The sequence below is a fragment of the Nisaea sp. genome, assembly GCF_034670185.1.
Taxonomy (GTDB): Bacteria; Pseudomonadota; Alphaproteobacteria; order Thalassobaculales; family Thalassobaculaceae; genus Nisaea.
The window spans coordinates 70,593-82,968 of record NZ_JAXMNY010000004.1; the positions used below are offsets into that span (position 1 = coordinate 70,593).

Here is a 12,376-nt window from a genome sequence, read left to right on the forward strand (position 1 = left end):
TTTAAAAACGCTCGGAATGAAATAGAAAGCGCAGTAACATCCGCGCCTTAAGTTTCTAGGACGAGTTTTTGTGTTTGATATGAACTCAGCAGTTGCAACGCCTGCCGCCGACGTGGAGACTGTTGAAACATTCCCCCCGTTGGAAGATGTCCTTAATGGGGTGAGCCACGCGTTCCAGCCAATCGTCCATCTCGACACCGGCCTCACTCACGGGTTCGAAGCATTGCTGCGCGGCACGGACACGCTTGGTTTTGAAAGCATTGCCCAGCTGTTCGATCAGGCCGCCGAGAACGGTGTTGTGGAACAGCTTGAGTCACGATTGCTGACCAAGGCCCTGAACGATTTCGCAAACCTTTCCTGCGCCGAAGGGCTGCATCTGTTTTTCAATGTAGATGCCCGCAGCCTACCCGAGCTCGGGCGTAACGTTCCGAAGACACTGAACGCCATGACCGATCTCGGTCTCTCCAGCACACAGCTCTGCCTTGAAGTCTCCGAGAAATCGGACATCTCGCAGGACAGCGCAGCCACCAAGGCCCTGCGCAAAGCCCGCGACAGCGGCATCCAGATTGCGCTGGACGATTTCGGCGAAGGCTATGCCCGGCTCCGCCTGCTGCATGAAGAGCATGCCGAGTATGTGAAATTCGACCGCTACTTCATCAACAATGTCGCCCGCGACCCGAAGAAGAAATTGTTCGTTTCCAGTCTGATCGACATGTTCGAGGTGCTCGGCATCCAGACCATCGCCGAGGGCGTTGAAACGGACGAGGATCTGGCCAGTTGCCGTGAACTCGGATTCGATATGGTCCAGGGCTATCTCGTTGCCCGCCCGACGCTGGATCATGAGAGCCTCAGCCGGAGCTACGAAAGCCTGATCTCGGCCCGGCGGCGCGATAGGCGCTCCCGGACATCGGACCAGCATCTTCTGCGGGAACAGATCGTCGATGTGCCGACCCTCAACATCGAAACACCGATGCAGGACGTTTTCGATGCCTTCCGCACAAACGAAAGTACCCGCCTGTTTCCCGTACTCGATGCTAATCAGCGGCCACTCGGCATCGTGCGGGATGCGGATCTCAAGGCCTATGCCTTCTCGCCCTACGGCAAGGACCTGATCGTGAATCGCAGCTTCGGCAAACGGCTCGGCGATTTCGTCCGCCCCTGCCCGGTTGCGGATATCCATACCCAGGCGGAACGCATCCTGCAGATCTACAGCCACAACGACGCGCTGAATGGCGTGATCATCGTCGAGAATGCGCAATATGCGGGCTTCCTCGACAACTCATCGCTGCTGCGGGTGCTGAACGAGAAGAACCTGATCACCGCCCGCGAAATGAACCCGCTGACAAAGCTGCCTGGAAACACAGCCATCTCGGATTTCATCGCCGACGCGCTGACCGAGGACGACCAAACCCGGGCACTGCTGCATTTCGACTTCGATAATTTCAAGCCGTTCAACGACACCTACGGCTTCCGCCAGGGCGACCGTGCCCTGCTGCTCTTCGCGGAGACTTTGCGGCAGGTCTTCACCGGCCAGGAATTCTTTCTCGGGCATATCGGCGGCGATGATTTTTTCGTCGGTGCCTGCGGCCTGCAGCCGACCGAAATCAGCCAACTGGCCTATGAGGCCCGCAAGCAGTTCGCCATGGATGTGGAAAGTTTCTACGACAAGGAGGCCCGTGAGCGAGGCTCCATCGAAGCGCGCGGCCGGGACGGCCAGCTACGCTCCTACCCGCTCCTGACATGCAGCGCTGCCATGCTGGTGGTCGATCCCGGCGAGCATCAGTCGGATCTGGAAACCGTACTGACGGCCTTTGCCGACCTGAAAAAACGGGCAAAGGAGGAAGGCGGCTTCGCCTTCCACCAAATTCAGTAGACCGGCTTTACAAAAGCCGATCCAGACTTACCGTCAGAGGCTGCTTGGCGGCTTGCCATAGACTTTCTCGAACGCGGCCTTGAGCTCCTCTGTCTCCTCTTCGGTCAGATCGACCATCTCGTCGACGAAGTCTTTCTGTTCCTTGAGGGACCGCTCGCACATTGAATGGAAGATATCCATCATGACGCGAAAGGCACTGAAGCGCGGGTTTCCAACCGGGTCGGAACGGATTTCAAACACCGAGATAATGCCGCCCATCTTGCGGACCATATGATCCAGTTCGGCTGATCTGCCCTTGTCAATTGTCACGGTGACGTCCCCTTAAGCGAATGAAATGACCCATTAAAGATAAAGGCAGGGCATCATACCCGGCATATAAGATGCGGCAATCCCATTCCCGTTCACTGGGGAACACATCCTGCCGGTATCAGACCAGCTCCGCTGTCCAGACCACGACCTGATCCCGACCGTTGTTCTTGGCCTCATAGAGCGCCCGGTCAGCGCGCTCCATGATATCCTTCAGGCTCCGTCTCGGCACGAGTTGCGCCACACCGAACGATACAGTCACGGAGAGCGGATCGCCTTTATCAATCTGGATCGGTGTTTCGGAGATGGTCTTCCGGACCCGGTCGAGGACCCGGCGGGCATCCTCCGGACCGGAATCCGGCAGACTGATCAGGAACTCCTCGCCTCCGAACCGATAAATCGAATCGTACGGCCGGAGCGTGTCTTCGATGATCCGTGTCACGCGGGCGAGTACCCGGTCTCCAGCCTGATGCCCATAGGTATCGTTAACGGATTTGAAGCGGTCAATGTCGGCGATCGCGATTGAACAGGGGCGGCCGCTGCGCCGCATCCGCTGTTGCTCACGCATCAGTTCCCGCTCCATGGTCATGCGGGTGTTCGTGCCGGTCAGCGGATCCAGATCGGAAAGCGCCGCCCGGAAGGCCCGGGCCATGCGGCCGGCCTGCTCGTTGAAACTGTCGATCTTGTGCAGCAGTGCGTCGTATTCCCCGGCCGGGATTCCGTCATCCTTCCAGCCCCGCACAGCGAGGATAGCCGCATGCGCGTAAAGCCCCTGATGCATGCCGACGAGCATGGCGAAGGCTGGCTGGGAGAAAATGTCGTCATCCCGGTTGGTGGAGTACCAACGGCCGAAGCGGCTCATCCGGTGCGCATCTTCCGTCACCACTTCCGGATCGGGGCGCAAGCGGCAAACCAGCGCCCGGTGAAACAGCGCGAGCCATTGCCGCGTCTCTTCCATCGCCGCTTCGAGTTCGCGTACGATCTCCTCAAGCTGCGGACGGGACAGCGCTGAGTCCGGTGCCTGCTGTTGCGCGGAGTTATCCTGAGCCGAGATCGTATTTTTCCTTCGTTAAACCTTGCCGATCCCACATCCCGGTCAGAGCCTATCGGCTCTGCCACGCGCAACCAAGCTCAATGAGAGATATCCGCCTGCCAGGCAGGTCAGTCAGTCAGCTCCGGGCGGTTCTCATAAAGCTTCAGCGCTTCCGGGTTGGCCAACGCCTCGACATTCTTCACCGGACGGCCATGCACGACGTTGCGCACGGCCAGCTCGACGATCTTGCCGCTCTTGGTCCGGGGAATGTCGGCGACGGCGATGATCTTGGCCGGCACATGACGCGGGGATGCTCCCTTGCGGACCGTGTCCTTGATCTTCTTGATCAGTGCGTCATCGAGGGTCACGCCCTCAGCCAGACGGATGAACAACACCACGCGGACATCGTCATCCCAATCCTGTCCGATGACGAGACCTTCCAGCACCTCCGGCAGTTTCTCGACCTGGCGGTAGATCTCCGCCGTGCCGATCCGCACGCCACCGGGGTTCAGCACCGCGTCGGAGCGTCCGTAAATCACCATGCCCCCGCGCGGGGTCAGCTCCACATAGTCGCCGTGGCACCAGATATTGGCGTAGCTCTCGAAATAGGCACTCCGGTACTTCGCACCGTCCGGATCGTTCCAGAACATGATCGGCATGCAGGGGAACGGACGGGTACAGACCAGCTCACCCTTTTCGCCGACCACCGGCTTGCCGTCATCGTTGAACACATTGACCGCGAGGCCGAGGCCGCGGGTCTGGATCTCGCCGCGCCAGACAGCGCCGACCGGATTGCCCAGCACGAAGCAGGAGACAATGTCCGTGCCGCCGGAAATCGAGGAGAGCTGGATGTCCGACTTGATCGACCGGTAGACGTAGTCGAAGCCTTCCGGCACCAGCGGAGAGCCGGTCGAGGTCATCGCCCGGACTGTCGAGAGGTCGTGGGTGTCCTTCGGCTGCAGTCCGCCCTTGTTCAGCGCATCGATATATTTCGCCGAGGTCCCGAACAGGGTCATTTTCTCCGCATCGGCATAGTCGAACAGGATATTGCCGTCCGGATGGAACGGATTGCCGTCATAGAGCAGCAGCGTCGCCTCCGACGCGAGGCCGCTGATCAGCCAGTTCCACATCATCCAGCCGCAGGTGGTGAAGTAGAAGACCCGGTCATCCTTCTTCACGTCACTATGGAGCTGATGCTCTTTCAGATGCTGGATCAGCGTGCCGCCGATGCCGTGCACGATGCATTTCGGCACGCCCGTGGTGCCGGAGGAAAACATGATATAGAGCGGCTCGTTGAAGCCCATACGGGTGAAAGCAATGTCGCCCGTCTGATAGGCGCCGGTGAAATCCCCATAGCTGACCGCGCCCCTGATATCGCCGATTGGCGGCTCGTCGCGGGTGTAAGGCACTATGACCGTCTTCTTCACCGTCGGCAGCTCGGCCAGAATGCCTGTTACCTTGTCCAGCGTGTCGAAGCTCTTGCCGCCGTAATAGTAGCCCTCAACGGCAACGAAGACCGTCGGCTCGATCTGGCCGAACCGGTCCAGTACCCCGCGAATACCGAAATCGGGGGAGCAGGAGGACCAGACGGCACCGAGGCTGGCCGTCGCCAGCGTGGCGATGATGGTCTCCGGCATGTTCGGCATGAAAGCCGCGACCCGGTCCCCCGGGCCGACACCCTCGGCTTTCAGGGCCTGGGCGAACTTGGAGACCTCGTCATAAAGCTGGGAGAAGCTCATCCGGCGCTTCACCTTGTCCTCGCCCCAGAACACGATGGCGTCGGCATCGTCGCGCCGGCGCAGCAGGTTTTCCGCGAAGTTTACCTTCGCATCGGGGAAGAAAGCGGCGCCCGGCATCTTGTCGCCATCCTTCAGGATGGTGCCGCCTTTCTCGCCGATGATGCCGGTGAAATCCCAGACAGCGTCCCAGAAACTTTCCAGCTCCGTCACCGACCAGTCGTAGAGACTGTCGTAATCCGTCAGACCGGCACTGCGCTCGCGATTCACGAAATCAATAAAACGGGTGATGTTCGCGTTTGCGATCCGCTCGGCACTCGGTTTCCAGAGCGGTGTGATTTCTGTCGTCATGTCTCTCGGCGTCCCCTGCTTGCCAGCGTCCCTGTTCTTCGCGCCATTCCCCGGTTGGCGTCTTATCTGTTGCTTCATCCTATAACGGCGGCTCGTGCCAGCGGCAATGCTGCAATGCGCAATCGGCGCTGGTGATCCCCTCTCCGGGCCAGGCTAGCTTGGGCATCACACACTTTTCGTGGACCGACGCTATGGCGGCAACACAGATATGGGACGACATTGAAATCAGGGCCGCAAATGCCGGGGAAGCCTCAAAAATCGCCCATTTTCACGTGAAGATCTGGCGTGAGACATACAGGGACATGGCTCCCGAAGAAGCCCTGCACGTGCTGAATGAAGACCGCCGTCTACCCGGCTGGATCGAAACTCTCTCCTCGACCGATATCCGGAAGAACACGCTGATCGCGCGAGCAAATGGGAAGATTGTCGGCTTGGTCGGCTACGGACCGCCAACGACTGGGATCTTCGGCGACAGAGGTGAAATCAAGCATCTCTATGTCGACGGCAGCCAACGCGGCCGGGGCCTTGGACGGCGTCTGCTCCAGCAGGCGTTTCAACAGATGAGAGAGCTCGGCTTCGACGGGATCGGCCTGGCCGTGGTCCGTGAGAACGTGACGGCGCGGCGGTTCTACAACTCCCTCGGAGGAACCGAACATGCCGAGTTTCAGGATTCCGCGCCGATTTGGAAATCCAGCAATATCCTTGTCATATGGCCGGCGGGAACCGAAACAGGCTGACGCAAAGATCCCTTCCGGCCATGCGCATCCGGAAGCCCCGGCACCCGCGCGTTTCCGTGAACGACAAGGCAGCAATGCGCAATCAGCGCTGGTAGAGAGTGCGGCAAAGCGTATTCTGGTGGTCTTCCGCAGATTATGGACATGGCGCTGCCGAGCGCCTGCAGAGTCTCAATGGCGCTCGCTGATTCATCGCTGTCTTCCCGCTGGGCCGCCCTGTCTCCCAATACCCAGGGCGCGCTCTGGATTATCGTTTCCTGCGTGCTTTTCTCGATCATGCAGGCAGAGGTGAAGCTGCTCGGTGCCCGGCTCGACACCTTCCAGATCGCCTTCTTCCGCTGTGCTTTCGGGCTTGCCGTGATCCTGCCCTTCATGGTCAAGGCCGGGCCTTCCGTATTCAGGACCAAACGCCCTCTTGCCCATTTTCTGCGAGGCTGCCTCGGCGCCAGTGCGATGGCTTGCGGTTTCTATTCCGTAACCCACATGCCACTGGCAGACGCGACGGCAATCAGCTTCGCCAAACCGCTTTTCATGATCGTGCTTGCGGTGCTGTTCCTGAACGAGCAGGTCCGCTGGCGGCGCTGGTCAGCCACCGCAGTCGGTTTCGTCGGCGTTCTCATCATGGTTCAGCCCGGCTCGTCCGAGATCGGCTTTGCCTCCGGTGTCGCCCTGCTCGGCACGTTCTTCGTCGCCCTCGTCGTGGTCGTTGTGAAGAAGCTGGCCGAAACGGAATCTCCGCTCACCATTCTGTTCAGCTTCGGCATCATCTCGACCTCGATAATGACCATCCCGGCCATCCTGGTCTGGCAGCAGCCGACCTGGACCGAAATGGCCATGCTGCTCGCCGTCGGCACCCTCGGCTCCGCCGGACAGGCCTGCGCGGTCAAGGGCTTCAAGGTCGGAGAAGCGACGGCGGTCGTACCGTTCGACTATTCCCGGCTGATCTTCGCCGGCTTCATCGGCTACTGGCTGTTCGCCGACGTGCCCGGCATTCACACCCTTGCCGGCGCGGCCCTGATCGTCACCTCGACGCTCTATATCGCCCGCCGCGAGGCGCAACTCGGTAAGACGCCGATGCGCAACAAGACCGATCACCATCCGGTGGTGCTGGTTGAGGAACAGCCCGCCACGGAAAAAAGTACCTAATAGGGTACGACCGCTCCGCCGATCCCGGCGTTGGCAAGCGCGATCAGCGTGAAAATCGTCAGCCATTTCCGCAGTTTCGCGTACCATTCCGGCAAAAAACCGGCGTTACAGGCACGGACGTCGATGAAATAGGCGAACGCAATGCCGAGTGTGATCAGCACCAGACCGAAGAACGGCCCCAGCAGGGTCCCGATCCAGGCGATAAGTGCCGGTACCACGCTCCAGCCGTAGCGAGCCCAGGCCGCCCGGTCCATCTCCTCATCATCCTCTTCCCGTGCTTCTTCCAGCTCGCCCTGCCACATGGCAGCGCCCCAGTGCACAGCACCGAGGAAGGACAGGATCGCCGCACCGTAAGTGATCAGGCTGTCGATCAGCACATAGCTGTAAAGCGGATCCGTCAGCCAGACCGGCAGGGAAATCGCGTAGAACGGGACAAGGCCGCCAAGGCCGAGGATCAGGGCCGGACGGGGCACGTCCTGGAATGAAGGCAGCATCGCGGTTGATCCCTTTGTCGCACTGGCCTTTGCCGCGCTGGACGCGCGGGCGGCTTTCGGTTTCACTGCGCCCCGTTATACCGTTCAAACATCCGGCCAGCAAAGACCGGACCCGAAAGCACCGGAGGAAACAGGAACATGCAGGTTCAGGGACAAGCCGCGATCGTCACAGGCGGCGGCAGCGGATTGGGTGCAGGCACCGCGCGCGCACTGGCGGCAGCAGGCGCGAAGGTCGCACTGTTCGACGTGAATGAGGAAGGCGCGCAGAAAGTCGCTGCCGAGATCGGCGGCATCGCCGTGCCGTGTGACGTTTCCGATGCGGCATCTGCCGAAGCCGCCATCGCCAAAGCCCGCGATGCCCATGGCCCGGCCCGTATTCTGGTGAATTGCGCCGGTATCGCACCGGCAGAGCGCATCGTTGGCCGGAACGGCCCGATGCCGCTCGACAATTTCCGCAAGGTCATCGAGGTCAACCTGATCGGCACCTTCAACATGATGCGCCTCGCCGCCGCCGACATGCAGGGCACGGACCCGCTGGAAGACGGCGAGCGCGGCATCGTCATCTCCACCGCCTCCGTCGCCGCCTTCGAAGGCCAGATTGGCCAGAGCGCCTATGCGGCATCGAAGGGCGGCGTGCATGCGTTGACCATCGTCGGCGCCCGCGAATTCGCCAAAGCCGGCATCCGCTTCAACACCATCGCGCCGGGCCTGTTCGGTACCCCGATGCTGCTCGGCATGCCTCAGGATGTGCAGGACAGCCTCGCCGCCACGGTTCCCTATCCGTCCCGCTTCGGCACACCGGAGGAATACGCGAAACTGGCCATGGCGATGATCGACAACGTCATGCTGAACGGCGAAACGGTACGGCTTGACGGCGCCATCCGGATGCAGCCGCGGTAGGGTGGCTCCGCTTACTACTTCGTCATCGCGGCCGGAGAAGCGTGACTCAAACGATCGAAGGAAGGCTACATGCCAGCGACCGGACTTGTAGGAGCATATTGGGCTGATTTCACCCGTATGTTCGGATGGCTGATGGACGGCGATCACGCCTTTCTATTTATCGCCGGTTCTATCTTGATGGTCGGAGGCTCGGTTTATTGGTCCCTGCGGGAATCCGTTACTAACACCGCCAACGACCTGTGCTTCCCGATAAATGCCAGCGCGCGTCGGTGGACAGAAATATGGCAACAGACGGTCCGGTACGGCCTTGACCGGCTAGGTAATTGGTTTGGCCCGCCGTTTGGATTCAGGGCGTTTGATCGCTGTCTAATTATTGTTCTGGGTTACGCTCTGTTCGGCCCCTTGCTTGCGCAGTCATTCGAGCACATTGGTGCAATTACTAAAGAATGGAAAGTTGCCGACGAAACCGCGACCTTAGCCGCGCTCGCGGTCTTTTTTAGCGTCGCATCGCTTGGAGGCATAACTATGTGGATGGTCGCGCGCGGACCGTTCCCAATCATGGATAGCATTCTTCTCGAATCGGATTTGTCATCGAAGATTAAATCTGGACAGCGCATTTTGTTCAAAAGCGCCGGGGTCATTATCGGCGCGGCGCTCATCGCATTCGTGGCGGGTGCCGCGGTCGGCGCGGGCGTCAAGTCTGGTGCAATCAGCCACTTTTTTGGTAGCGCTACTTCTGCTGGGATAGCGGCGATAGCATTAGTGGGTGCGTTAGCTGCAGGCGTTCGGGGCATTGCTGTTGTCGTGGGGATTGCGGTCATCGCCGGTATTTGCAGCGTCAACACTACGGAAAGCGGCGGGATCCAAGAACTCGTGATCTCTGCGCTCCGCACGGGCATCTTGGGCGGTGCGATTATCGCCGGAATTTTGGGTGCCGCCGGGATCAAGATCACCGTGGTCATAGCGGCCATCACTATTGTTGCAAGTGTCGTGACCGGTGCCTTCATGGCGGGCTTCGGAGGCATGCTCATCGTTGGCACCTATGTCCCGATCTTCGCCATGATCGCGTTCATCCCGCAAACGGCAATCCTAACTGTAACGATTAGCGCCACGGTTTTTGCCTTATTGACCGTAATTCTGGGTCTGAATGCGTTTACTGATTGGCTCACATGGTGGGCTGGCCGCAGGCTTGCGCACCCTCCGCTTCCAAACGCTGATACTATCGGACCCGGATTATGGCCTATTGCCAGACAATTGCTGATCGTTAGCGCAACCGCTCTGGCCGCCTCTATCGCCCTTTCAGCCGCGCTTGCATTCTCTCTTGGTCTCGCGGTCAGATTCGGCGTGAAACTCGATTGGGCTCTTCATCTTGAAAATGCTTATACCGACCCTCTTGGTTCCGGCATCGGTTTAACGATGATGCTGGTGAGTCCGTGGTTGCCAGTCGCATTTCATCTGACAACGGGCCTGTTCTCACTGATCTTTCCGATCTTGAGATCATTGGCTGAAATGACAAAATCAAGACCGACTGCGTCTCTGGCCGAGCAGGATCCTTCTCGTCCAATGGAAACATGTCCGCCAGGGATCATTCCCGTCAGCGCTCTGTTGTCGGCATCACTCACCGTTCTATTGCTAATAATCCTGTCAGCAGCAATCAGCTCAGCATTACCAGATGCTCTGCCATGGCTCGCTCATACGGCATGCGATATCGGAAACTGGGCCGAAGGAATTGAAAACTGCATGCTGTAAACACCTAGTGACCAACCTCAACCCGGCACGTAAGCGCGGTCAATAAACGGGGGAGCACTGGGGGCGGTACTCACTCATAGCTTACTACGCTAAGAAAAAAGTATTCCTCCTAAGCTGAAAAAGACCAAGCATAAGCCTTTACAGACCACAATCCGGGGCGAGGGTGATCGAATGGCCGTGCCTGTCAGAAGTGTCGTGCCCGTCATCAAAAGATCCCAGGTCAAGGTCCGGAATGAAGGTTTTTCGCGCGACGGACACCCTTTCACACGTCAGTATTGCTGACCGAATTGTCTTAATTTAATATGCAGGCCACATATTTGTTTGGAGATATTCATGTCGATAAAACGCTTTCTGAGCGCGTTCCTGTTGGTCACCCTCAGCGCCTGCGCCACCTATTCCACCGGGCAGATCACCTCCCCATCAGGCGCACCGATTGAGGATCCAGTAGCCACGAAAAGTGACTCCACCTTCGAGAAGCAACCCTCGCAGGTCCTCGTCACGACCGGCGATATGACGGACCGCCCCTACGAGGTGCTCGGCGTTATCGATGTGCAGGTGAACAAGACCACAATTTTCCATCCCAGCCCGACTCCGGCACTGGTCGACGAGGCTCTGCAGCGTCGTGGCGCAGCACTTGGTGCGGATGCTGTAATCAATGTCGTCTACAGCGATGTCCATGTCTCACTTATCAGTTGGGGCACCATGGACGGCAGGGGCCGGGCGGTGAAATTCAAGAAATAGGAACCAAAACGACCGTTACCCAGGCATAGAGCCGGGATGACAGCTGAGCGAGAGATTCAAACCCCGCCCAGCAACTCTTCCACATAGGCCGGCACGATCTCGCTGGCGGGGCCGTAGCGCTTCTCGGCAAACTGCGTTGCGCCCTCCGACGGCTCCAGGTTGAGCTCGATCGTGTGGGCGCCGTGCATGCGGGCTTCCTGAACGAAACCGGCGGCGGGGTAGACGTTGCCGGAGGTGCCGATGGAGATGAAGAGATCGGCGTCGGAGAGCGCGTCGTAGATCTCTTCCATATAGAGGGGCATCTCGCCGAACCAGACGACATGAGGGCGCAATGTACCTGCCTCATTCGTGGTCGGGTTCCGGCTTTCCAGCGTCAGGTCATCGCGCCAGTCGAAGATCGCGCCGGTCCGCTCGCAGCGGGCCTTCAGCATTTCTCCATGCATATGCAGCAGGCTCGAAGTGCCCGCGCGTTCGTGCAGGTCGTCGATGTTCTGCGTCACCAGCAAAACCTTGCCCTGCCAATCCTTTTCCAGCTTCGCCAGGGCCGCATGGGCCGCGTTCGGCACCACGTTGCTGTCCATGAGGGAACGGCGGCGGGCATTGTAGAACTCATGCACCATCACCGGGTTGCGCAGATACCCTTCCGGCGTCGCCACATCCTCCAGATTAACCTTCGACCAGATCCCGTCCGCGTCCCGGAATGTGTCGAGACCGGATTCCTTGGATATACCGGCGCCGGTCAGGATAACGATGGAAGCATCGGGAGAGAGATTGAGCTGCATGGTATCTCCTAGCGGCGATCCTGGAAAAAGCTGCGGAGCAGGTCACCAGCCCGGCTTTCCTCCACCCCACCGATCACCTCCGGCGCGTGATGACAGGTCGGCTGGCCGAAGATCCGGGGGCCATGCTCGACCCCGCCGCCCTTCGGGTCATAGGCTCCGAAGACCAGACGGCGGATACGGGCAAAGCTGACGGCCTGGGCGCACATCGGGCAAGGCTCCAGCGTCACATGCAGGTCACAGTCGATCAATCGCGGCGACCCGATTTCCGCCGCCGCCGCGCGGATCGCCAGGACCTCGGCATGGGCGCTCGGATCGTTCAGCTCCTCGACCCGGTTACCGGCGGCAGCCAGCACTGTACCGTCCGGGCCGGTCACCACAGCACCCACCGGAACCTCGCCCCGTGCAGCCGCCGCTTCCGCTTCGGCCAGCGCCCGTGCCATAATTGTCTGATGTTCAGTCTTCATAGCTCCATACCTAGCGGGAAGCCGGATTGCATCCAAGCCGTTTGCATCCGCGCCCGTCCGCGCGTAA

The 12,376-nt window shown here is 59.7% G+C and carries 12 protein-coding genes; 6 read left to right on the forward strand and 6 right to left on the reverse strand.

Annotation, left to right across the window (positions count from 1 at the left end):
• The first annotated feature begins 79 nt into the window (after window positions 1-79).
• The gene (locus VOI22_RS16715) at window positions 80-1,873 is read left to right on the forward strand and encodes a bifunctional diguanylate cyclase/phosphodiesterase (RefSeq protein ID WP_323797592.1); all 1,794 of its coding nucleotides are present in this window, start codon (window positions 80-82) and stop codon (window positions 1,871-1,873) included.
• A gap of 33 nt (window positions 1,874-1,906) precedes the next feature.
• Here the strand turns inward: VOI22_RS16715 and VOI22_RS16720 are convergent, their stop codons facing one another.
• The 3 genes from VOI22_RS16720 to VOI22_RS16730 all read right to left on the reverse strand — a co-directional run bounded on the left by VOI22_RS16720 (window position 1,907) and on the right by VOI22_RS16730 (window position 5,299).
• A complete protein-coding gene (locus tag VOI22_RS16720) occupies window positions 1,907-2,182 on the reverse strand; it encodes a hypothetical protein (RefSeq protein ID WP_323797593.1) in 276 nt (91 codons plus the stop codon).
• Between the two features lie 118 nt (window positions 2,183-2,300).
• Window positions 2,301-3,233 carry a diguanylate cyclase gene (locus VOI22_RS16725; protein ID WP_323798016.1) on the reverse strand — a complete coding sequence of 311 codons (933 nt, stop codon included), beginning with the start codon at window positions 3,231-3,233 and terminating at the stop codon, window positions 2,301-2,303.
• A gap of 107 nt (window positions 3,234-3,340) precedes the next feature.
• Window positions 3,341-5,299, reverse strand: coding sequence for an acetoacetate--CoA ligase (locus tag VOI22_RS16730; protein ID WP_323797594.1), 1,959 nt, complete (start codon window positions 5,297-5,299; stop codon window positions 3,341-3,343).
• A gap of 191 nt (window positions 5,300-5,490) precedes the next feature.
• Between VOI22_RS16730 and VOI22_RS16735 the strand changes: the two genes are divergently transcribed.
• Window positions 5,491-6,036, forward strand: a complete 546-nt coding sequence (locus VOI22_RS16735) for a GNAT family N-acetyltransferase (protein ID WP_323797595.1) — start codon at window positions 5,491-5,493, stop codon at window positions 6,034-6,036.
• A gap of 171 nt (window positions 6,037-6,207) precedes the next feature.
• Window positions 6,208-7,179 (forward strand): DMT family transporter, encoded by a 972-nt coding sequence (locus VOI22_RS16740; protein WP_323797596.1) that lies wholly within the window; start codon window positions 6,208-6,210, stop codon window positions 7,177-7,179.
• Here VOI22_RS16740 and VOI22_RS16745 read toward each other — a convergent pair.
• Entirely contained in the window at window positions 7,176-7,673 is a 498-nt protein-coding gene (locus VOI22_RS16745) for a DUF3429 domain-containing protein (RefSeq protein WP_028465985.1), read from the reverse strand. The genes VOI22_RS16740 and VOI22_RS16745 overlap by 4 nt on opposite strands.
• Before the next feature lie 138 nt (window positions 7,674-7,811).
• Here VOI22_RS16745 and VOI22_RS16750 point away from each other — a divergent pair, with 138 nt between their 5' ends.
• The 3 genes from VOI22_RS16750 (at window position 7,812) to VOI22_RS16760 (ending at window position 11,063) form a co-directional block, all read left to right on the forward strand.
• A complete protein-coding gene (locus tag VOI22_RS16750) occupies window positions 7,812-8,573 on the forward strand; it encodes an SDR family NAD(P)-dependent oxidoreductase (RefSeq protein ID WP_323797598.1) in 762 nt (253 codons plus the stop codon).
• 69 nt (window positions 8,574-8,642) lie between these two features.
• Window positions 8,643-10,322, forward strand: coding sequence for a hypothetical protein (locus VOI22_RS16755; protein WP_323797599.1), 1,680 nt, complete (start codon window positions 8,643-8,645; stop codon window positions 10,320-10,322).
• A 333-nt stretch (window positions 10,323-10,655) separates the two neighbouring features.
• Window positions 10,656-11,063, forward strand: a complete 408-nt coding sequence (locus VOI22_RS16760) for a hypothetical protein (RefSeq protein ID WP_323797600.1) — start codon at window positions 10,656-10,658, stop codon at window positions 11,061-11,063.
• Between the two features lie 56 nt (window positions 11,064-11,119).
• On the opposite strand, the gene cobB is transcribed toward VOI22_RS16760, so the two are convergent.
• Together cobB and VOI22_RS16770 are read right to left on the reverse strand one after the other, a co-directional pair.
• Window positions 11,120-11,845: a Sir2 family NAD+-dependent deacetylase gene (gene cobB / locus VOI22_RS16765; RefSeq protein WP_323797601.1), complete on the reverse strand. Its 726-nt coding sequence runs from the start codon at window positions 11,843-11,845 to the stop codon at window positions 11,120-11,122.
• A gap of 8 nt (window positions 11,846-11,853) precedes the next feature.
• The gene (locus VOI22_RS16770; RefSeq protein WP_323797602.1) at window positions 11,854-12,309 is read right to left on the reverse strand and encodes a nucleoside deaminase; all 456 of its coding nucleotides are present in this window, start codon (window positions 12,307-12,309) and stop codon (window positions 11,854-11,856) included.
• Window positions 12,310-12,376: the final 67 nt, after the last annotated feature.